The 21,289-nt window shown below is 69.1% G+C and carries 19 protein-coding genes and 1 pseudogene; 5 read left to right on the forward strand and 15 right to left on the reverse strand.

Annotated features, from left to right (window positions below; genetic code table 11):
- The 3 genes from J9611_RS14390 to nirB all read right to left on the reverse strand — a co-directional run.
- Positions 1-1,078 (reverse strand): uroporphyrinogen-III synthase (locus J9611_RS14390; protein WP_211881148.1); only part of this gene is annotated, 1,078 nt, incomplete at its 3' end.
- 80 nt (positions 1,079-1,158) lie between these two features.
- The gene (cobA, locus tag J9611_RS14395; RefSeq protein WP_211881111.1) at positions 1,159-2,193 is read right to left on the reverse strand and encodes a uroporphyrinogen-III C-methyltransferase; all 1,035 of its coding nucleotides are present in this window, start codon (positions 2,191-2,193) and stop codon (positions 1,159-1,161) included.
- Between the two features lie 2 nt (positions 2,194-2,195).
- Positions 2,196-4,841, reverse strand: coding sequence for a nitrite reductase large subunit NirB (gene nirB, locus J9611_RS14400; protein ID WP_211881113.1), 2,646 nt, complete (start codon positions 4,839-4,841; stop codon positions 2,196-2,198).
- A gap of 257 nt (positions 4,842-5,098) precedes the next feature.
- Between nirB and nirD the strand changes: the two genes are divergently transcribed.
- Complete coding sequence (nirD, locus tag J9611_RS14405; RefSeq protein WP_211881114.1) at positions 5,099-5,464, forward strand: nitrite reductase small subunit NirD; 366 nt, start codon at positions 5,099-5,101, stop codon at positions 5,462-5,464.
- A gap of 26 nt (positions 5,465-5,490) precedes the next feature.
- Here nirD and J9611_RS14410 read toward each other — a convergent pair whose 3' ends face one another.
- A complete protein-coding gene (locus J9611_RS14410; protein WP_211881117.1) occupies positions 5,491-7,266 on the reverse strand; it encodes a phospho-sugar mutase in 1,776 nt (591 codons plus the stop codon).
- Positions 7,267-7,385: 119 nt separating this feature from the next.
- On the opposite strand from J9611_RS14410, the gene J9611_RS14415 reads away from it, so the two are divergent.
- Positions 7,386-7,868 carry an RrF2 family transcriptional regulator gene (locus tag J9611_RS14415; protein WP_211881119.1) on the forward strand — a complete coding sequence of 161 codons (483 nt, stop codon included), beginning with the start codon at positions 7,386-7,388 and terminating at the stop codon, positions 7,866-7,868.
- Positions 7,869-7,914: 46 nt separating this feature from the next.
- Here the strand turns inward: J9611_RS14415 and J9611_RS14420 are convergent, their stop codons facing one another.
- Positions 7,915-8,733: a purine-nucleoside phosphorylase gene (locus J9611_RS14420; protein WP_307857109.1), complete on the reverse strand. Its 819-nt coding sequence runs from the start codon at positions 8,731-8,733 to the stop codon at positions 7,915-7,917.
- Positions 8,734-8,840: 107 nt separating this feature from the next.
- Between J9611_RS14420 and J9611_RS14425 the strand changes: the two genes are divergently transcribed.
- On the forward strand, positions 8,841-10,256 hold the full coding sequence (locus J9611_RS14425) for an NAD(P)H-quinone dehydrogenase (protein ID WP_211881121.1): 1,416 nt from the start codon (positions 8,841-8,843) through the stop codon (positions 10,254-10,256).
- Between the two features lie 3 nt (positions 10,257-10,259).
- Positions 10,260-11,003: a hypothetical protein gene (locus J9611_RS14430; protein WP_246527834.1), complete on the forward strand. Its 744-nt coding sequence runs from the start codon at positions 10,260-10,262 to the stop codon at positions 11,001-11,003.
- A 277-nt stretch (positions 11,004-11,280) separates the two neighbouring features.
- Here the strand turns inward: J9611_RS14430 and J9611_RS14435 are convergent, their stop codons facing one another.
- Complete coding sequence (locus tag J9611_RS14435; RefSeq protein WP_211881123.1) at positions 11,281-11,805, reverse strand: hypothetical protein; 525 nt, start codon at positions 11,803-11,805, stop codon at positions 11,281-11,283.
- 36 nt (positions 11,806-11,841) lie between these two features.
- On the opposite strand from J9611_RS14435, the pseudogene J9611_RS14440 reads away from it, so the two are divergent.
- A pseudogene (locus J9611_RS14440) lies at positions 11,842-12,156 on the forward strand (oxidoreductase dimerization domain-containing protein); the annotation flags it as partial.
- Between the two features lie 100 nt (positions 12,157-12,256).
- Here the strand turns inward: J9611_RS14440 and J9611_RS14445 are convergent.
- From J9611_RS14445 to J9611_RS14485, 9 genes are all read right to left on the reverse strand, one after another.
- Positions 12,257-13,714, reverse strand: coding sequence for an aldehyde dehydrogenase family protein (locus tag J9611_RS14445; RefSeq protein WP_211881124.1), 1,458 nt, complete (start codon positions 13,712-13,714; stop codon positions 12,257-12,259).
- A 62-nt stretch (positions 13,715-13,776) separates the two neighbouring features.
- The gene (locus J9611_RS14450) at positions 13,777-14,895 is read right to left on the reverse strand and encodes an NAD(P)-dependent alcohol dehydrogenase (RefSeq protein WP_211881125.1); all 1,119 of its coding nucleotides are present in this window, start codon (positions 14,893-14,895) and stop codon (positions 13,777-13,779) included.
- On the reverse strand, positions 14,892-15,962 hold the full coding sequence (locus J9611_RS14455; RefSeq protein ID WP_211881127.1) for a branched-chain amino acid ABC transporter permease: 1,071 nt from the start codon (positions 15,960-15,962) through the stop codon (positions 14,892-14,894). Before J9611_RS14455 ends, J9611_RS14450 begins: the two co-directional genes overlap by 4 nt.
- Entirely contained in the window at positions 15,959-16,822 is an 864-nt protein-coding gene (locus tag J9611_RS14460) for a branched-chain amino acid ABC transporter permease (protein ID WP_211881128.1), read from the reverse strand. Before J9611_RS14460 ends, J9611_RS14455 begins: the two co-directional genes overlap by 4 nt.
- Before the next feature lie 2 nt (positions 16,823-16,824).
- Entirely contained in the window at positions 16,825-17,559 is a 735-nt protein-coding gene (locus J9611_RS14465) for an ABC transporter ATP-binding protein (RefSeq protein WP_211881129.1), read from the reverse strand.
- Positions 17,556-18,377 carry an ABC transporter ATP-binding protein gene (locus J9611_RS14470; protein WP_211881130.1) on the reverse strand — a complete coding sequence of 274 codons (822 nt, stop codon included), beginning with the start codon at positions 18,375-18,377 and terminating at the stop codon, positions 17,556-17,558. Before J9611_RS14470 ends, J9611_RS14465 begins: the two co-directional genes overlap by 4 nt.
- Positions 18,374-19,810, reverse strand: a complete 1,437-nt coding sequence (locus J9611_RS14475) for an ABC transporter substrate-binding protein (RefSeq protein ID WP_372447794.1) — start codon at positions 19,808-19,810, stop codon at positions 18,374-18,376. Before J9611_RS14475 ends, J9611_RS14470 begins: the two co-directional genes overlap by 4 nt.
- 106 nt (positions 19,811-19,916) lie before the next feature.
- Complete coding sequence (locus J9611_RS14480) at positions 19,917-20,507, reverse strand: helix-turn-helix domain-containing protein (RefSeq protein WP_211881132.1); 591 nt, start codon at positions 20,505-20,507, stop codon at positions 19,917-19,919.
- Between the two features lie 68 nt (positions 20,508-20,575).
- A complete protein-coding gene (locus J9611_RS14485) occupies positions 20,576-21,271 on the reverse strand; it encodes a hypothetical protein (protein ID WP_211881133.1) in 696 nt (231 codons plus the stop codon).
- Between the last annotated feature and the right edge of the window lie 18 nt (positions 21,272-21,289).

The raw sequence follows: 21,289 nt of genomic DNA on the forward strand, positions 1-21,289 counted from the left end.
GCAGGGCGGACCGCAGCCGGCTGACGGTCATGTCCAGGGCGTGCACGGAACCGCGGAGTTCCAGCAGTTCGGACAGCGCCTCGCGGGAGAGCACCGCACCGCCGGCGCCCAGCAGGGCACGCAGCAGCAGCAACGGGGCGGGTGCCAGCTCCACGGCCTCACCGTTGATCCGCAGCGAGCGGCCGCGGAGCTCCACAGTGCCGAGGACGGTGTCCAGCCGGCGGACGTGGTTGAGGGCCAGGTGCTCGCAGACGAGCCGGATGAGGGCCCCCATCCGGAAGCGTTCCGGGACCAGCGGCTGCAGGCCGGCGTCGATCAGCGGCTGGGCCGTGACGGGCCCCACGACGGCGGTGGCGACGGTGGTCTTCAGGGCGTGCACCAGCTCTTTGTACAGCCCCATTTCATGGGCGGTGCTCCACATCGCGTCCACGGCCGGGGCGCTGGTGAAGGTCAGGACGTCCAGGTTGCCGCTGCACGCGGCCTCGATCAGCCGCGGGAGCCGGTCGGCGCCGTCGGGCTTGACCCAGCGGTACGGGGTGACCGTCAGGACGGTGGCGCCGGACAGCCGCAGGCGTTCGAGCTGGCGCACGTCCGTGTAGCCGTGCAGCTGGACCGCGACGGTCTTGCCCCGGACGCCTTCGGCAAGGAGCATGTCCACCAGGGTCGCGGTGGTTTCGTCGCTGCTGATCCCGACGTCGGCGAGCCCGGCGGCGCGGACCGCGCCGCGGGCCTTGGGGCCGCGGACGAACATCCGGGTGGCTCCGAGGGTTTCCAGGAGCTGTTCGCCGATGCCGAAGGTGTCCGCGGCCTCGCACCAGCGGCGCATGCCGTAGGCGGTGGTCGCGATGCACAGCTCGGGCCGGGCGGCGATGATGGCGCGGGTGTCCTCGATCAGGCTCAGGTCCTCCTGGACCGGGGCGATCTTCAGGGCCGGGGCGTGCAGGACCTCGGCGCCGCGGCGTTCCAGGGCTTCGATCAGGTCCTGGGAGCGCCGGTGTGAGGTGACGCCGATCCGGAAGCCCTCCAGCGGCAGGTCTTTCTCGGGAGCCGCCTCGGGTGCCGCCCCGCCGGGTGGAATGACGGGAAGGTCCGCGGTGGCCGCGGAAAGGGTTGTGGTTGTGGAAAGGGCGGCCAACGCGTTCAGCGCACTCACGGTTCTCACGCCCCCATCAGGGACGCGGCGAGGCGGTCCAGTTCGGCGGTGGCTTCGGCGCAGCCCCGGTTGGCCTCGGCCACCCGGACGACGTCGCCGATCACCAGCACCGCGGGGTTGCTGCAGTCCGCGGCGGCGGTGGTGATGGTGCCCAGTTCGGCGATGGTGGTGCGCTGGCCGGGACGGTAGCCGCGCTCGACGACGGCCATCGGCATGTCGGCCCGCATCCCCGCCCGGCGCAGCCCGGCGGCCAGCTGGTGCAGGGTGCCGATGCCCATCAGGACCACGATGGTCCCGCCCAGGCCGGCGAGGTGTGTGTGTTCCTTTTCGGTCAGCGGGGCGTGGCCGGACACCACCGTGAACAGGTGGCTGACCCCGCGGTGCGTGACCGGGATCCCGGCGGCGGCCGGGACGGAGATGGCGCTCGTGACGCCGGAGATCACCCGGACCGGAACGCCGGCCTTCACGCAGGCAGCCACTTCCTCGCCGCCACGGCCGAACACGTACGGGTCCCCGCCCTTGAGCCGCACCACGTTCTTCCCGGCCAGGGCAGCCTCCACCATGAGCTCCTCGATCCCGGACTGGCTGACCGGGTGGTGGCCGGGGCGCTTCCCCACGTCCACCAGGTCGGCCGTGCTGAGCTGCGGCAGCTCCTGGTACGGGGCCAGCCGGTCGTAGAAAACGACGTCGGCGTCCCGCAGCGCCGCCACGGCCGCGACGGTCAGCAGTTCGGTGGTCCCGGGCCCGCCGCCCACCAGGGTGACGTGGCCGGCCGGTCCCGCGGCGGGCTCGGCCGCGACGGGGATGCCGGCCGCCCGGCAGCGCTCCAGCAGGGCCTCCCAGCCGGGCTGGCCGTCGTCGACCGCCGCGACCAGGAACGGCCGTTCCGGCAGCGGGCCGTCCAGCGCTGCGCCGTTCGGGCTGCTGAGCCGGGAGACGACGGCGCCGGCGGCCTCGTACCGGCGGACGGCCTGGCGGGCGGCGGCGTCGGACCCGGTGACCAGGATTTCCCGGCCGGTGAGATCAATGCTGAGCTGCATGCCTATACCTCGTTCTCGTCGCGGGGCCGCATCGGGATGGAAGAACCGATGAGGACTGGTTCCTGACCGGCCAGCGCCTTCTCTTCTGCGGTCGCCGGGCGCATCTGGCCGCGCTCGTCGGGGACGAACGTGATGGAGTCGTCCTTCTGGTCGGGGGCGTTGACGAAGGAACGGAACCGGCGCAGGCGCTCGGGGTCCTTCAGGGTGTCGGCCCATTCGTCGACGTAGGTGTCAACGTGCCTGGCCATGGCCGCCTCGAGCTCCTCGGCGATGCCCAGGGTGTCCTTCACCACCACATCCTCGACGTGCTTGATGCCGCCGTCGAGCTCCTCCTGCCAGCGTGCGGTGCGCTGCAGGCGGTCGGCGGTGCGGATGTAGTACATGAAGTAGCGGTCGATGTACTTGAGCAGGGTTTCGTCGTCGAGGTCCTTGGCCAGCAGCTGGGCGTGTGCCGGGGTGGCGCCGCCGTTGCCGCCGACGTACAGGTTCCAGCCGTCGGCGGTGGCGATGACGCCGACGTCCTTGCCGCGGGCCTCGGCACATTCGCGGGCACAGCCGGAGACGCCCATCTTGAGTTTGTGGGGGCTGCGGAGTCCGCGGTAGCGGAGTTCGAGCTGGATGGCCATGGCCACCGAGTCCTGCACACCGAAGCGGCACCAGGTGGAACCGACGCAGGACTTCACCGTGCGCAGGGACTTGCCGTACGCCTGGCCGGATTCGAAGCCGGCGTCCACCAGCTCCTTCCAGATTTCCGGGAGCTGCTCCAGCCGGGCGCCGAACATGTCGATCCGCTGGCCGCCGGTGATCTTGGTGTACAGGTTGTATTTCTCCGCCACGGCGGCGATGACGCCGAGCTTCTTCGGGGTGATCTCGCCGCCGGCGATGCGGGGGACCACCGAGTAGGTGCCGTCCTTCTGCATGTTGGCGAGGGCGCGGTCGTTGGTGTCCTGCAGGGTGCCGCGGCCGGCGTCCAGGACGTAGGCGCTGTTCTGGCTGGCCAGGATGTTGGCGACGGTGGGCTTGCAGATGTCGCAGCCTGCTCCGGTGCCGTACCTGGCCATGACCTCCTCGAAGGAGGTGAGTTCCAGGACGCGGATGGTCTCGAAGAGTTCCTGGCGGGACAGCTCGATGTGCTCGCAGAGTGCCTTGGAGACCTCGACGCCGGACTTGGTCAGTTCGGTTTCCAGCAGCTTCTTGAGCATCGGCACGCAGGAACCGCAGCTGGTCCCGGCGCGGGTGCAGCCCTTGAGCCCGCCGAGCTCCTGGACGGGGGCGTTCCCGTCGCAGGAACCGCAGCCGTTGACGGCGTCGCGGATGGTTCCGGCAGACACGTTGTTGCAGGAGCACAGGATGGCGTCGTCCGGGAGTTCCGTTTCCGGGGCGTCGCCGCCGCCGGCCGCGGTGAGGTACGCGCCGGGCTCTGCGCTGAGTTCGCGGCCCAGGAGCGGACGCAGGCTGGTGTAGGGGGTGGCGTCGCCGACGAAGATGCCGCCCAGGAGGGTCTTGGCATCGTCGGTGGTGACGATCTTCTGGTAGACGCCGCGGGCCGGGTCCGCGTAGACGATTTCAAGGGAGTGCTCGGTTCTGGCGAACGCGTCACCGAAGCTGGCGACGTCGACGCCGGAGAGCTTGAGCTTGGTGGCGGTGTCGAAGCCCGGGAACGTCGCAACGCCCCCGTGCAGCCGGTCCGCGACGATCTCCGCCATGGTGTTGGCGGGGGCCACGAGGCCCAGGCACATGCCGCCGAAGTTGGCCACCTCGCCGATGGCCCAGATGCCCGGAACCTGGGTGGAGCAGCCGTCGGAGATGACGACGCCGCCGCGCTGGCCGAGCTGGAACTGCTGCTCTGCGCCCTCGGCGGCCCGGAACAGCTCATCGCGGGGCTTCACGCCGATCGCGACGATGACGATGTCGGCGTCGATGACGCGGCCGTCGGCCATCAGCACGCCGGTGACCTGGCCGTCGTCGTCGGAAAGGACTTCGGAGGGGAACACGCCGCCGTGCACGGTGAAGCCCTTGGCCTCGATCAGCCGGCCGAGTGCCTGGCCGGCGCCCTCGTCCAGCTGGGTGTTCATGAGCCAGGGCGAGCCGTTGATGACAATCGGGGTGGCGCCGAGCTGCTCGGTGCCGGCCGCGGATTCGAGGCCCAGGAGCCCGCCGCCGATGGTGACGGCGTTGACCTGGCGGCCAAGCTTTTCCTTCAGCCCGGCGATGGCCTTGTTAATGGACCAGACGTCCTCAAGGGTGCGGTACACGTGGGTGAGTTCGGAGCCGGGAATCGGCAGGCGGGCCGCGTCGGAGCCGGTGGCGACGACGAGTTCGTCGTATTCATAGGTGTTGCCGGCTGCCGTCTCCACGGCCTTGGCTGCGTGGTCGATCCTGATGACGCGCTCGCCGGTCCGCAGGCTCATCGCCTGGTGGTCCCACATGGATGCGGTGCCGAGGGTGAGGTCGACCTCGCTGTCCGTGAGAGCCTTGCTCAGGGCGACGCGGTCGTAGGGGAGGTGCGCTTCCTCGGTGAGGACGGTGACGTGCCAGCCGTCGAGGCCCCGGGCGTGCATGGCATCGGCAAACCGGTGGGCGGCCGGGCCGCCGCCGGCGACGACGATCCGGCGTGGGGTCTGCGTGCTTGAAGTCTGTCCGGTCACTGTGGGCCTTTCGCATGGGCCGCAGACGGTGCTCTGCGACCTTCTCAATCCAGGTGTCCATCCAGACTAGGCAACCGCAGTTTCGCTTCAGTTTCCCTTATGTTTCGTGATCTTAACTTCTGCATCACGAACGCGTTTCGGAACAGGTGAGTTGCCTTTTACGTGCCGGACACACTGACTGCACGCCGTTGAAACACCGCAGCCCTAGCTTGGGTATGTGGCCGCGTCGGCGGTTGAGTGGACTGAGAGGGGCCGAGATGACCGCTGTACTGGAACTTGTTGAACAGACCACCGGATTCGCCGCAGGCTGGCACCGCGTGTGCGCCGTCGAGGAGCTGGAGCTTGCCTGGGGTGAGGCGGCGCTTATCGCCGGCCGCCAGGTGGCCCTGTTCCGCACGGCGCCCGGTGAGGTGTTCGCCGTCGAGCATGAGGACCCGGCGACGGGGGCGCACGTGATGGCCCGCGGCATCATTGGCTCACGCGGAGCACGCCAGACCATCGCGTCACCGCTGCACAAGGAGGTCTACGACCTCACGACGGGCGAATGCTTCGGCACGGCGGAGCTGCGCCTGGCCACCTTCGGCACCCGCATTGTGGACGGGTACGTCGAGGTGGAGCTCTAGCCGCTCCTAAGCCTTAGAGACAGGCCTTAGAGGCCGAGGGCCTCGCGGACGTCCGCCAGGACGCCGTCGAGCGCGGCGCGGGCTTCCTGCCGCGCCGCCGGCAGTTCGGCGGCCGATCCGACGCTGCGGATGACCTCCAGGTAGCACTTGAGCTTCGGCTCCGTCCCGCTGGGGCGGATGATGACGCGGCTGAGGTCCTTCGTCAGGTACAGCAGGCCTTCGGTGGGCGGAAGCGGTCCGTTGCCCTGCGCCAGGTCGGTGGCCGTTTCAACGGCGGAGCCGCCGAACGAGTCCGGCGGGCTGACGCGCAGCCGGCCCATCATGGCATCCAGCAGGCCCAGGTCCGCGACCCGGATGCTGAGCTGGTCGCCCGCGTGCAGCCCGTGCACCAGGTGCAGCTCATCGAGGGTGTCGAAGATGGTCCTGCCGGCGGCCTTGGCCGTTGCCGCCAGTTCGGCGATCAGTACCGCGGCGGAGATCCCGTCCTTGTCCCGGACCAGCGCGGGGGCGACGCAGTAGCCCAGCGCCTCCTCGTAGCCGAACAGCAGCCCGGGCACGCGGGCGATCCACTTGAAGCCGGTCAGGGTCTCCTCGTGGGCGTAGCCTGCCGCGGCCGCGATCCGCGCCAGCAGCCGCGACGACACGATCGAGTTGGCGAAAACGCCCCCACCGGCGTCGCCGCCGGCGCCGGCGGTGTCGCCACCGGCGTCGCCGCCCGCGCGGGCGGCCAGCCGCGCCACGACGTGCGCGCCCAGCAGGGCTCCGACCTCGTCGCCGCGCAGCATGCGCCATGCCCCGGTGTCCGGATCCTTCGCAGCCACCGCGGCGCGGTCGGCGTCGGGGTCGTTGGCGATCACGATGTCGGCATCGATGCGGGCCGCCGTTTCCAGCGCCAGGTCCAGGGCGCCCGGCTCTTCGGGGTTCGGGAAATTCACGGTGGGGAAGTCCGGGTCCGGTTCGGCCTGTTCCGTGACCAGCGTGACGTCCCCGAAGCCGGCGGCGTTCAGCACCGAGACCGCGGTCCCGCCGCCGACGCCGTGCATCGGGGTCAGGACGATCTTGAGGTCCCGGGCCGGGAAGTGTTCCGGGTCCGCGAGGTGCGCGACGGCGGCCTCATAGCCTGCCGCGATCGAGGGGTCCAGCACCGTCCAGCCGTCCGCGGCCAGCGCGATGGAGGCCAGGTCGACGGCGTCGATCCTCGCGGCGATCCTGGCGTCGTAGGGCGCCACGATCTGTGCGCCCCGCCCGCTGTCCTCGACGGCATGGCGGCCCAGGTAGACCTTGTAGCCGTTGTCCTGTGGCGGGTTGTGGCTGGCCGTGACCATCACACCGCCGTCGCAGTCCAGCGCCCGCACCGCGTAGGCGAGCAGCGGCGTGGGGAGCGCCTGCGGCAGCAGGAACGTCTCGATCCCGGCGGCGGTGAGGATCGCCGCCGTTTCCGCGGCGAAAATATCGGAATTGTGGCGGGCGTCGTAGCCGACGACGGCGCGCGGCCGGGTCCTGGGGGAGGCCTGCGCGACGGCGTCCGCCAGGAATGCGGCAAAGCCGGCAGCGGCGCGGCGCACGACGACGCGGTTCATCCGGTTCGGCCCCGGCCCCAGCGCCGCCCGCAGTCCTGCGGTGCCGAACTGCAGGGTGCCGTCAAAGCTGTCCGCCAGTTCCCGGCGGGCAGCGGCGTCACCGTCGTCCGCGAGGGAGGCGAGCGCGGTCAAGGCCGCCGCGGTGGCGGGGTCCGGGTCCTGGGCAGCCCAGGCGCGGGCCTCGCTCACCAGCCGGGACAATTCGGCATCAGAAGACGTCATAGGAACCAAACTATCGCCAAATTCCGCCTATTCCGTCCCTGCCGGCGGGAACCGGTGTGCCGGTCCGCCGGCGCAGGTGTCCTTGACACCCATTTTTCCGGACACGTAACGTCTGCAATATGAAGATGGGCCGGGGGGTGGAATGGGCTGTGCACAGCTGCGTCAACATGGCGTGGACGCCGTACGGGGAGGCGGTGAACAGCGCCCGGCTGGCGGAGTTCTACTCCCTCCCGGGCGCCTACCTTAACAAACAGCTCCAGTCGCTGGTCCGCGCAGGTATCCTGGCGTCCGTCTCCGGGCCGCGCGGCGGCTTCCACCTGGCGCGCAGGCCGGAAAACATCACCGTCCTGGACATTGTCCTGGCGCTCGAGGGCCAGGATCCGGCCTTCCGCTGCGAAGCCGTCCTGGGGAACGTGCCCGAGGCCGACAGCCAGGAGAACTTCGCACGGACCTGCCTCATTTCGCAGACCATGCGCCAGGCCGAGCTGGCGTGGCGCCAGGCGCTGGCCCGCCAGACCATCGGCGGGCTCGCCGATTCGATGGAACGGCGCTTTCCCCAGGACAGGCTGAAGGCCCTGCGCTACCTCGCTCTCGCGAACTAAGCTGCGCGGACTGAGCGCGGACTGAGCCTGAGCGGACTGAGCCGCCTCAGAGTCTGGCGATGATCTCCGCGAGCAGTCTGGAGATGCGCGGGCCTGCGGCGTGGCCGGCTTCGAGGACCTCCTCGTGGCTGAGCGGGACCGGGCTGATCCCGGCGGCGAGGTTGGTCACGAGCGAGATGCCGAACACCTCCATGCCGGCGTGGCGGCCCGCGATCGCCTCCAGGGCGGTGGACATGCCCACCAGTGACGCCCCGATCCGCTTGGCGTACTGCACCTCGGCCGGCGTCTCGTAGTGCGGCCCGGTGAACTGCGCGTAGATGCCTTCCTCCAGCGAGGAGTCGACTTCACGGGCGAGGCCGCGGATCCGTGCGGAGTACAGGTCGGTCAGGTCCACGAACGTGGCGCCTTCCAGCGGTGAGGCGGCGGTGAGGTTGATGTGGTCGCTGATCAGCACGGGGGTGCCGGGGGTCCAGTCCTCGTTCAGGCCGCCGCAGCCGTTGGTCAGGACCAGGGTCCGGCAGCCGGCGGCCGCCGCGGTGCGCACGCCGTGGACCACGGCGCGGACTCCCTTGCCCTCGTAGTAGTGGGTGCGGGCGCCCAGGACCAGGGCCCGCTTGCCCTCCCTCGTCAGCACGGAGCTGAGGGTGCCGGTGTGCCCTTCCACAGCCGGGGAGGAGAAGCCGGGGACCTCCTCCGCGGAGAGGGTCGCGGTGGTCTCGCCGATCAGCCCGGCGGCGTCGGCCCAGCCCGAGCCGAGCACGAGGGCGACGTCGTGGGTGTCCACGCCCGTTTCCGCGGCGATGTAGTCGGCGGCGGCGCGGGCGGCGTCGAAGGGGTCCATGGTCAGGGAATCCGGTGTATTCACCGGTACAAGTTACCGTGCGGAGGCCGTGCTGCCCAGCACCGGGGGCAGCACGGCTGCGGCCGACGATTCTTGGTGCTGCCGGTCCGGATGGTGGACAATGGCTGATTGTGACTACGCATCCCGATTTCAGCTCGCCCCGTATCGCAATTCTCGGCGGAGGGCCCGGTGGCTACGAAGCCGCCATGGTCGCCGCCTCGCTCGGTGCGAAGGTCACCATCATCGAACGCGCCGGCCTCGGCGGCTCCGCGGTGCTGACCGACGTCGTGCCGTCCAAGACCCTGATCGCCACGGCGGACCTGATGACCCGGATGGGCGAGGCGGGGGAGCTGGGCGTGATGTTCGACGTCGACGGCGGCGATCTCGCCCCGGTGATGCGCGCGGACCTCAAGCACATCAACGACCGCCTGCTCCGCCTGGCGAGGACGCAGTCCGAGGACATCCGGACGGCACTGGAGCACCTGGGGGTGCGCATCCTGATCGGCTCCGGCAGGATGCTGGACAGCCACACCATCGAGGTCCTGACCTCGGACGGCACGCAGACCGTGGAAGCGGACGCGATCCTGCTGGCGGTCGGCGCGCACCCGCGGGAACTGCCCACCGCCAGGCCGGACGGGATCCGCATCCTGAACTGGGCCCAGATCTACAGCATGGACGAGTTGCCCGAGGAACTGATCGTGGTGGGATCCGGCGTCACCGGCGCCGAATTCGCCTCGGCCTACAACGGCCTGGGCTCCAAGGTGACCCTGATTTCCAGCCGCGACCGCGTCCTGCCGGGCTCGGACACGGACGCCGCCGAGGTCCTCGAGGGCGTCTTCGAACGACGCGGCCTGACGGTGCTGTCACGCTCCCGCGCCGAGACCGTCGAACGCACCGACGACGGCGTGGTGGTCACCCTAGGCGACGGCTCCAAGGTCACCGGCAGCCACTGCCTCGTCTGCGTCGGCTCCATCCCGAACACGGCCGGGATCGGCCTCGAGGAGGCGGGTGTGGCGCTCACCGGGAGCGGCCACATCAAGGTCGACGGCGTCTCGCGCACCACTGCCCCGAACATCTACGCGGCCGGGGACTGCACCGGCGTCCTCGCCCTGGCCTCGGTCGCGGCGATGCAGGGCCGGATCGCCGTCGCGCACTTCCTGGGCGACGCCGTCATGCCGATCAAGCTCCACCAGGTGGCCTCCAACATCTTCACCTCGCCGGAAATCGCCTCCGTGGGCGTCTCCGAGGCGGAGATCGAGTCCGGCAAGTACCAGGCCGACGTCATCAAGCTCTCGCTGCGCAGCAACGCCCGAGCCAAGATGCGCAACCACAAGGACGGCTTCGTCAAGATCTTCGCCCGGAAGGGCTCGGGCACGGTGATCGGCGGCGTCGTCGTGGGCCCGAACGCGTCCGAGCTGATTTTCGCGGTCTCGATCGCCGTGACCCAGAAACTGCACGTCGACGACGTCGCGAGCACGTTCACGGTGTACCCGTCACTGAGCGGCTCCATCTCCGAAGCGGCCCGGCGCCTGCACGTGCACATGTAGAGAATGACGGATGCCGTCGCCTTGGAGAGTCCCCGCACCCTGGTTGAGGCAGTGGAGAAGGACCCCGCACTGCCCTCCGGCGCCGAGGAACGCTTTGCCGGCTATGGCGTGATGGGCGTTCCGTTCAGCTCCGGCCACATCCTGGCCCTGCGGCATTTTGCGGCCTCCTCGATCGGCCCGGGCTACACCTCGGTCTGGATCCGTGACCCTGCCGGCGTCTGGACGATGCACAGCACCACCGGCTCCGGTTTCTCCTGCCCCCGCTACTTCGGCAGCGCCCTCGGCTCGGCGTCGACGGGCGGGATCTCCATCCGGTGGCGTGATGGCTACTCCTTTAGCGTGGAGGTCGGAGCCGGCGTGGACCTGAGCTGGGACCTGACGCTGGCGGCGACGCCGGTGACCCGGCTGATGTCCGCGGTGTCAGGCGCCGTTCCGGAGCGGCTGTGGCGCAGCCCGGCGTTCCTGCGCGCCATGGGGGCTGTCGCCGGCCCGGTGCTGGGGGCGGGGCACCTCGGGCTGACGGGCAGGGTACCCAACGGCCAGACCTTTGGGGCGCGCCCGCGGCGGATGTGGTTTGTCCGCGAGAGCAAGGCGCGCCTGTTGGGGCACAGCCTGGGACAGACGTCGGCCCTTCCCGTCCAGGACAGGCTCGGCGACTTCTGGATCCCACAGCGCGGCATCTTCATGATCGGCTCGTCCGTGTTCGAGCCCTTCGACGCCGGCACGCACCTCGCCGCGGAGCACTGAGCCGCGCCGGGTCAGGATTCCTGAAGCTGATGCCGGGGCCGGCCGTCGTGCGGGCAGATCAGGGCGAATACCCGCGGGATATTCGCCCTGATCTGCCCGCGGATTCCCGACTCCGCATACGCCGAAGCAGTCAGGGCAGTCAATGAAGGCTTACCCACGGCTGCCCGGCCCGCATCAGAGTCGGCATGGCCCGGCCGACGCCGGGCCCACTCGGCTGATGCTCCACTGGGGCCGTTCCCGAGCTCGAATCTATGACGCCGCGTTTGTCGGCCGGGGGTCAGTTCGCGCCGACGCTCGGGGGAAAAGTGGGGGGCTCTTCATCAACCCCAAGAGAGGTGGCGGCCGCACCCGTGGAGATTTCGCTGAGGGTGTCGATGTACTCCAGCGTTTTGGGACTGACATGCCGCACGGCCGAAAGGGCCTCCCGGAGAACGGTTCTCCTGCCCGGGTCACCGAGCGCGCCTCGGAGTTCCATCACAGTCTCGATGCCCTGACCCTCGAACACGCACGTTATGTCCTCTACTTGGGCGAGACGGCCAGGCGACGGCCAGCTGATAACTTCAGAGAGATTCCCCGTATCGAGGCGACGACGGAATCCACTGGTCGAGGCGTCCGGCCAGGCCGCAACTAGGGCGACAACGCGCGGCTTGACGGTCGCGTGGTAGTTCTGCCGTCGCTGCAAGGTGGCATCGACAATGATGGCCCCGATGTGGTCCCAAGCTCGGCTGGCTTCGGCCGCGGCGTCTATGCCGTGTGAGTCCATTAACGCCGGATGGTTGGCAGCATCATTATCGATAGTCATAAGTGAATACTTCCATGTCCCGGCGGTGAGCGTGTGGTTGCGTCCGCCGAGGCGGAGATCGAGTCCGGCAAGTACCAGGCCGACATCGTCAAGCTCTCGCTGCGCAGCAACGCCCGCGCCAAGATGCGCAACCACAAGGACGGCTTCGTCAAGATCTTCGCCCGCAAGGGCTCGGGCACGGTGATCGGCGGCGTCGTCGTGGGCCCGAACGCGTCCGAGCTGATTTTCGCGGTCTCGATCGCCGTGACCCAGAAACTGCACGTCGACGACGTCGCCAGCACCTTCACGGTGTACCCGTCACTGAGCGGCTCCATCTCCGAAGCGGCCCGGCGCCTGCACGTGCACATGTAGAGGTTCCCGGTGGTTGAGCGTCGGTGGTTGAGCCCGTCGAAACCCCTTGGATTTCGACGGGCTCAATCACCGGGCGGCCGGACTCAATCACCGAAACCTCTTAGAACGGGTACGGGGCGATGTCCGGCCGGACCGTGAGCCACTGGATTTCCGTGAAGGACTCCATGTTGGCGTGGTGCCCGCCGATTCGTGAGCCGTTGCCCGAGCTCTTCATCCCGCCGAACGGCGAGTTCGCCTCGTCGGAGACCGTCTGTTCGTTGATGTGGACCTTGCCCGAGTCCAGCTGGTCGGCGATGGCCATGGCCATGCCCACATCGCCGAGGATCCCGATGGAGAGCCCGTATTCGTTGCCGTTGGCCAGGGCGACGGCTTCCGCCACGGTGGAGAACTTCATCACCGGAGCCACCGGGCCGAAGATCTCGTCTTTCCAGGCAGGGCTCGCCACGTCGAGGTCGGCGAGCACCGTTGGCTGGTAGAACCGGCCGTCGTGGGTGCCCCCGGCCGCGAGCCGGGCGCCGCCCTGCACGGCGTCCCGGACGATCGTGTCCACCCGGTGCAGCTGCTTTTCGTCGATGATCGGTCCCAGGGCCACCGTGCCGCTCTTCGGATCGCCCACGGGCAGGTGGCCGGCCTTGTCCGCGAGGGCGCCGACGTAGTCCTCGTAGATGTCCTCGTGGACGATGTGCCGGCCAGCTGCCATGCAGATCTGGCCCTGGTGCATGAAGGAGCCGAACGCCGCCGCGGACGCGGCCTTGGCCAGGTCGGCGCCGGGCAGCACGATCAGCGCGTTGTTTCCGCCGAGCTCCAGGTGCGCGCGCTTGAGCAGCCGGCCGGCCGTCTCGCCGATCTTCCGGCCGGCCGCCGTCGAGCCGGTGAAGGCGATGACCCGGACCTCGGGGGCCTCGACGACGGCGGTGCCGATGTCGGCACCGCCGGGCAGCAGCGCCAGGAGCCCGGGCGGCAGCCCCGCTTCCTCGAAGATCCGCATCAGCGTGACCCCGCCGCAGACGGCCGTGCGGGGATCCGGTTTGAGCAGCACGGCGTTGCCGAGCGCCAGGGCCGGGGCGACCGCCCGGATCGAGAGGATCAGCGGGAAGTTGAACGGGGCGATCACCGAGACGACGCCGGCCGGGCGCCGGCGGGCGAAGGACCAGCGGTTCTCGTTCGAGGTGAGCACGTCCCCGGCCGGCAGCGAGGGCAGCGCGGAGGCGTCGTAGCATTCGTTGGCGGCGATGTGGGTCTCCAGGCCTGCCTTGGGTCCGATGCCGCCGGATTCACGGATGATCCAGTCCTGGACTTCGGCCGCGTGTTCCTCCCAGAGCAGCCCCGCGCGGCGCAGCACGGCCGCGCGGTCCTCGGGATTGCGCGCCGCCCACTCCTTCTGGGCTGCCGCCGCGGTGACCGCCGCTTCGCGGACGTCGTCCACGGAGGCCACGCCGTAGCTGCCAAGCCTTTCCCCCGTGGCGGGTTCCAGGCTGTCGGCGGTACCGCCGCCGCCGGGGCGCCAGCCGTTGACGTAGATCTTGCCCTCCCAGAGGGAGGAGTCGAGCAGGGACATGTCCTGTCCTTTCATCGTGGGGGTGTCTGGCCGTTCAATGAGGGGTTGCCCGGGCCCGGGGTTCACGGGGTGCCGATCCGGAGGACGGGTTTGATGGTGCTGCCGGATTTGCTGTCCGCCATGGCCTGGTCGATCTGGTCCAGGGAGTAGTACGTTACCAGCCGGTCGAACGGGAATCTGCCCTGCCGGTAGAGGCTGATCAGGGCCGGGATCAGCCGGGCAGAAGTGGATGACCCACCCAGGGTCCCGACGATCCGCTTGCCCCACAGGGTCCTGAGGTGGTCAACCGAGAACCGGGCCTCCGCCGGGGCGCCCCCGATCAGGATCAGGGTACCGAGCATGCCGATGGCCTCGGCCGCTTCCTCGAGCACCCGGATGGAGCCGGTGCATTCGAGCACGTAATCGGCCGGGCCGCCGCAGATCCGCCGGATTTCGGCCAGGGTATCCGTCGTGGTCGGATTGATGGTGTGGGTGGCGCCGAATTCGCGGGCCAGTTCCAGCCGCGAATCGTGCAGGTCGACGGCGATGATGGTGGTGGCGGGCGTATTCCGGGCCGCCATCACGGCGGCCAGTCCGACGGCGCCGGCGCCGTAGACCACAAGGGATTCACCGGGTTCCGGCCTGGCGGTGTTGAACACCGCGCCGGCGCCGGTGGTAATGCCGCAGGCCAGCGGTCCGACGAGCTCCAGCGGGATGTCCTGGTCCACTTTGACGAGGGCCGAGGCCATGGCCAGGGAGTAGTCCGCGAAGGATGACTGGCCGAAGAAGTGGCCTGATACGGGGGTCCCATCCGCCCGGCTGTAGCCGCTGGTCCCCGCGTCGGGCCCCATGAAGCGGCTGCCGCCCACGAGGGCCTCGCCCAGGCGGGCGCAGTAGCGGTGTTCCCCGCGCAGGCAGTTCCGGCATTCCCCGCAGAACGGCCAGCCCATGATCACGTGGTCCCCGGGCGCCAGGTTTTCCACGCCGGGGCCGACTGCTTCGACCACGCCTGATCCTTCGTGCCCCAGCACGCCGGGGAGCGGCAGCGGCAGGTCGCCGGCCTGGGTGTTGGCGTCCGTGTGGCAGACCCCCGTGGCGACGATCCGCACCAGCACCTCGCCCGGCCCCGGCGCCTCGAGCTCGAGTTCCTCCCGGACGAACGGCGCGTTCTTCTCTTCCACTACGAGTGCGTTGATTTTCACGTTGAACTTCCAATCCGGCGCTTGGGGGAGGTGGTCTTCCCGGCGGTCTTCCCGGTGACCGGTTCGGTCCGCAGCAGGTAGCCGACCGGGAAGAGTTGGAGTCCGGTGGTCCGGGTGATCGTGCCCCAGAGTCCGTGCGGGAGCCAGACGGCGCCCGCGACGCCGATGAGGCCCAGGATGATGAGGTACCACGAGCCGTACCCGGCCAGCAGCTGCTGCAGGACGAAGAACACGATCGCCCCGAGCAGCGGGCCTTCGAGGTAACCGATGCCGCCCAGGATCACGATGAAGATCATGTACGCGGACCACTGCACGCTGAAGATGGCGTTGGGCTGGACGCTGAGCGAGTCGATGATCAGGATGCCGCCGGCCGCGCCGCAGCCTGCGGCCGAGACGAGGTAGACCAGCCGCTTGGACCAGGTCACGCCCACGCCGTTGGCGCGCGCCGCGGTTTCGTCGTCGCGCACGGCGGTCAGCGCCAGCCCGGTTCGGCCGCGCATCAGCAGGTAGCAGCCGGTCACGGTCAGCGCCGCGATGGCCAGGGCCGCCCAGTACGTCAGCGCGCCGCGCAGCACCGGGTCCATTCCGCTGAGTCCGGGCAGCGACTTGCCGTTGGCCCCGCCCAGGCTGTCGAAGCGGATGATCACGAGCCGGTACACCTCGGCGATCACCCAGGTACCCACCGCGAAGTAGTCGCCGCGCAGCCGGAAGGCAAGCCACGACGTCGGGATCGCGAAGACGGCGCAGGTCAGCGCCGCCAGCGGCAGGGCCAGGAACGGGTGCATACCCAGGTTGGCGAAGGCCAAAACCGTGTACGCGCCGACGCCCACGTAGGCCTGCTGGCCTACCGAGACCATGCCGCCGAATCCGGCGAGGAGATTCCACATGCTTGCCATGATGAGCAGCACAAAGAAGGTGACCATGGCGCTGGTGGCGCCGGTGAAGGCGACGTAGGGCAGCGCGGCAAGGATCACGACGGCGGCGGCCAGCAGGCCGCCGGTGGCTTTGGGGGCCTTGCCGGAGCGGACGACGGCGGCATGGAAGGGGAGGTGCTCAAGCGTGGTCATACTGCCCTCTGCGGGATCAGGCCCTGCGGGCGGAAGGCGAGCACGGCGAGGAACACCAGGTGCCCGGCGAGGAGTGTGCTGGACGGGTCGATCTGGGCGGCGAAGGCCTGGGTCAGTCCCAGCACGGCGCCGCCGGCGAGCGTTCCCCCGAGCGAGCCGAGCCCGCCGATCACCACAGCCTCGAAGGCGAAGATCAGCTGCGCGGGACCCATGGAAGGATCGAAGGAGGAACGCGCCCCGGACATGATGCCGGCCAGCGCCACGGTGCCGAACGCGATGGCCGTGGCGATCGCGTACAGGTGCCGGGAGTTCGCGCCGACCAGGGAGGCGGTGTCGGCGTCGTCAGAAACGGCGCGCATCATGCGCCCGGTCCGGGTCCGGGAGGGGAACAGCTGCACCCCGGCGATCACGGCGACGGCCAGGGCCAGGGTGAGCAGGCCCAGGTAGGACACCGAGATTGGACCCAGGCGGAAGGCCCCGGTGTTGAGGGCGCCGAAGTCGATGGTCCGGGTATCCGCGGAGAAGGCCTGCAGCAGGCCGTTCTGGACGATGATGGACAGCCCGAAGGTCACCAGCAGGGTGGACAGCGGCCCGGCCTTGAGGCTGCGGCTGAACAACCCGCGTTGAGTGGCGTAACCGATCAGGGCGAAGAGCGGCAACGCAATCAGGATGACGAGCCACAACGGCAGGAAACTGCTGCCCAGCAGCACCACCACCAGATAGGCCGCGGCGACGGCGAGGTCGCCGTGGGCGAGGTTCACCATCCGCATCACACCGAACATCAGCGAGAGTCCGGCCGCGAAAAGCGCGTAGAGCCCGCCGAGCATGACGCCCTGGACGAGGGTATTGACGAAATCCAAAGTCAGTGTCCTTTCCCGACTGTTTGCCCGCTGGCGGAGGTGAGGCCGAAGTAGGCCTGTTCGATCCGGGCACGACTGAGGTCGGCGGGTTTTCCGGAGAGCACGTCGCGGCCCTCCAGGAGGCAGTGCACCGTGTCCGCTGCGGCCAGGGCCTGGGAAACGTCCTGTTCGACCACGAGCACCGCGGTCCCGCTCGCGACGATGTCCGGCAGCAGGGCGTACATCTGTTTGACCACGGCCGGGGCGAGGCCGAGGGAGAGTTCGTCGATGAGCAGGATCTTCGGGTTGCCGATGAGTGCCCGGCCGATGGCCACCGCCTGCTGCTGCCCGCCGGAGAGGGACGCGGAGTTCTGGTTGGCCCTTTCCCGCATCCACGGAAAAAGCTCCATGACGGCGTCGACATTCCACGGGCCGGCCGCGGCGCGGTACGCGCCGGTGTCAAGGTTTTCCTCGACGGTCAGGGACTTGAACAGCCGCCGGCCCTCGGGAACCAGGCAGATTCCGGCCCGCATCCGCTGGTGCGCTGGCATCCGGGTCACGTCCGCACCATTGATCGTGATGCTGCCGCGGGTGGGGGAGTGGGAGCCTGCGATGGCGCGCATCAGGGTGGACTTCCCGGCGCCGTTTGCGCCGATCACCGCGACGGTCTGGCCGGCGTCGACGGCGAGGCTGAAGTCCCGGACGGCGTGCAGCTGGCCATGGTGGACGTCGAGTCCTTGTACTTCCAGGAGCGTCATCGCCTGAGTCCTCCGTCTGTAAGCGGCGCCGCCGTCTGCGCGGGCGGTTCCAGGGATTCGTCCGGTTCCTCCGCACCCTCGGAAAGCGGCCCGGTCTCCGGTCCGACGCCGAAGTACAGTTCCAGCACCGCCGGATCCTTCAGGACTTCATCGGGAGTGCCGTCGGCCACGAACCGTCCGCCGGCGAGGCACAGCAGCCGGTCCACGGTGCGGACCAGGGCATGGACAACATGCTCGATCCACACCACGGCCACACCGCCGGCCCGGACATCCCGGATTAGTGCGACGAGTTCCAGGACCTCGGGTTCGGTCAGGCCGCCCGCGACCTCGTCCAGCAGCAGGAGCTTCGGACCGGTGGCGAGCCCGCGGGCCACTTCGAGCCGTTTGCGCTGCAGCAGGGACAGCGAACCGGCGCGGGCGTTGGCGGAGCCGGCCAGGCCGGACAGCTCCAGCACCGAGGCGGCATGGTCGTAGGCGGCCTGGCCGTGCAGTCCACCGCCCTGGGTCGCGGCGACGAGGGTGTTTTCGAAGACGGTCATCTTTTCGAACGGCCGGGGGATCTGGTAGGTCCGGCCGATGCCGGCCCGGCAGCGCTGCTGCGCCGGGGCACCGGTGACGTCGACGCCGTCGAACATCACCGTCCCGGAGTCCGGCTTGAGGTCGCCGGAAACCATGGCAAAAAGACTGGATTTGCCGGCCCCGTTGGGGCCCACGATGCCGACGGCGTCGCCGGCTCCGACGGTCAGGTCGAGCGCTTCGGCCACGGTGACCTGGCCGAAGCGCTTGCCGAGCCCGTTCAGTTCAAGCAGAGGGCTCACGCGTTCGTCGCCTCAAGATCTCCGCCGACCGGGACGTCCTTGTTGGCGGTGTTGTCCACGATCGTGATGTCCCACGGGAACTTGGTGCCCTTGCGCCACTGGCCGCCGACGGGGTGCTGGATGGCGATGCCGGGCTTGGGGCCCTTGGTGAAGTCGAGCGGGCCGGACATGCCAGTCATGTTCATCTTCTGGAGCTTGTCCGCGACGTCGTTCTTATCCTTCGGGTCGCTGGACTTCTTGAAGGCCTCCACGGCGATCTCGAAGAGCGAGTAGACCGAGCCGAGGGCCTGGGTCCACTGCTTGCCGGTGTCCTGGGCGAACTTGTCCGCGAGCTGCTGGGCGGAGGTGCCGTCCAGGCTGGACTTGTAGGGGTGGCTCGGGCTCCACCAGATGTCGGTGGCGATGTTCTTGGTCAGGTCGCCCAGGGCTTCGGCCTCGGAGGGGAAGAGCATGACCTTGGCGACGGTGGCCAGCTTGGGGCGGTAGCCCTGCTGCGCGGCCTGCTTCCAGAAGGTCTGGAAGTCCGGCGGGATGGGCGTGCCGGTGAAGAGTTCGGCGTTCGCGGCCTTGAACTTGGAGATCGGGGAGCTGAAGTCGGTGGCGCCGTCCTGGTAGCCGCCGCCGTCGATCATCGAGTAGCCGCCCTTGCCGGCCAGCGGAGTGAGGCCGCGGCGGAAGGCATTGGCGTCCGTGTCGTCGGGCCAGAGGGCGGCGACGCTCTTGTTGGAAACGCCCATACGGTCCCACATCGGGACGAAGCAGTCGGCGAATTCCTGCATGCCGAAGAAAAAGAGGGTGGTGTATTTGAAGCCTTCGCCGTCCTTGCCGCCGCGGCCGTTCCACCATGCCTCCCACGGCGCGATCGTGGTGATGTTGGGAACGCCGGAGGCCTCGCACTGGTCCGCGACCGGGTTGGTGGTGTCCGGGGTGCCGGAGCCGACCACGATGTCCACCTGGTCCTGGGTGATGAGTTCCTTGGCGGCGGCGGTGGCACGGGTGGAGCTGGACTGGGTGTCCTTGACGATGATCTCGATCTTGCGGTTCGAGCCGCCGGCGGTAAAGCCCTTCGCGAGGGCTTCCTGGATCTGTTTGACCACGAAGCTGTCCGCATTTGCGAAGCCGGCCAGCGGGCCGGTCTGGGGCTGACGAAACCGATATTCAGGATGTCGCTGGTGGCGCCGGCGGCGGACGAGCCCTTGAGGCCCCCGGCGCACCCGGCAAGGGCGGATCCGCCTCCGATTGCCGCGGCGCTCAGGCCCAGGACCTTGAGCAGCTGGCGGCGGTCCATGCCGCCGACGATATTTCCGGACATAGCTGTCTCCTTTGACGAACAGGTGCGGATGGAACTGGCTGCCGGGGATCGGGTCCCGGCCATTACCGTCGAATGAACGATCATTACTACCGAATGAACAACAAGATATGCTGGCGATCACGTTTCGTCAAATGATCCGGATCGCAGTGTGTCGGCGTTGCGTGGAGGCATGCGAAAGCGGGCCTGCGGCGGGGGCTGCAGGCGCAGGAGCGTGGGAGTGCCGGGGGTTAGTCGGTCTCGGCCGGCGGGACTTCCTTCAGCGCCGTCGTGCGGGGGAAGGTGTGCACAATCCAGAGCGTGCAGTCGCCGCCTTCGGCCTGCCAGCGGTGGGTCTCGTCCGCAGCGTAGGTGACGTACGCGCCGGCGTGAACCAGGACCTGGTGGCCGAGCGGACCCAACCGGATGGATCCGGTCCGGATAAAGACGTGCTCGCGTGCCCCGGGGCCGTGGGAGACGGACAGCTGGACCTTGCCGTCATGGAAGGTCTTGGAGTGGATTTCCACGGTGCCTGCGCGGACCAGTTGCCGGCGCAGCACATGCCCGACGGCGGCCTCATCCGTGATTTCCTCGCCCTCGCCGTCCAGGACAATTTCGACGGCGGGGGCCTCCGGGGGCGCCAGCAGCTGCGTTACGTGGACCTCGAAAGTCTGGGCGATGGCCTGCAGGGTTTCGAGGTTGGGATTGGTCTGGCCCCGCTCGACCTTGAACAGCGTCCCCTTGGCCACGCCGGACCGCTCGCCCAATTGGGAGAGCGACAGGCCGTGCATATCGCGCAGCCGGCGGACGTTGGCAGCCAGGGAGTCGAGGAGCTCGGTCATTGAATCATTGTGCACCACGCGCGGCGGTGCGCACCCCGGTGGCCGGCGGGAGTGGCTACGCCCGCGGATCAGGCCCGGGCGTACGGTGGGACCGTGTCGCCGGGGGCGAAGGGCGTGAACCAGTGCTCGAAGTCCAGGTGTCCGGCGTCATCTTCGAGATCATCGAGACTGTCCGAGTACAGCGCCTCGCTGTCGGCGTCCTCCAGCAGCACTTCCTCGACGTCTGCCCGCCAGTCCTCCGGGAGGTCCAGTTCGTAGATTTCCTCGGTGATTTCCGCCTGGTCGAGCAGGCAGCGGACGGCGAGTTCGGCGGCGAGGCACCCGGGGGCGGTCCAGCCCCGGACCAGGGCCGCGGTGACGTCGGCCGCGACCACGATGAACTTCTGCGTGAACTTCTGGTCGTAGCGGGCGGCGAACTGCGGCGGCAGCGAGGTCAGGACCGAGGACCCGGCGATGTCGGCCGGGGTGAGGGTCTCGAGCTCGCTCAGGGTGCCAAGATCACGGAAGAGCTGGTCGAGGAGGATGCTCGACGAGTTCCACAGCAGGCCGGCCAGCAGCCGCGTCTGGAGCACGGATTTCTGGCGCTCCTCAGGCGGGACGGCCGCCATCTCCTCGAGGTCCTCCGGATCAAACTGGAGCCGCTGCTCGTCGGTCATGTCGTCCGGGTGCGGGTCGAGCCCCAGCAATTCAAGGCTGAGCCCGGTGAGCTTCCCGGCGTCGGCCAGCAGTTCTTCGGTGATGTCGTCCTCTTCGTCGGCACTCATGGCCCCGATGCTACCTGC

Origin of the sequence: Pseudarthrobacter albicanus, assembly GCF_018224015.1 — a bacterium.
Taxonomy (GTDB): Bacteria; Actinomycetota; Actinomycetes; order Actinomycetales; family Micrococcaceae; genus Arthrobacter; species Arthrobacter albicanus.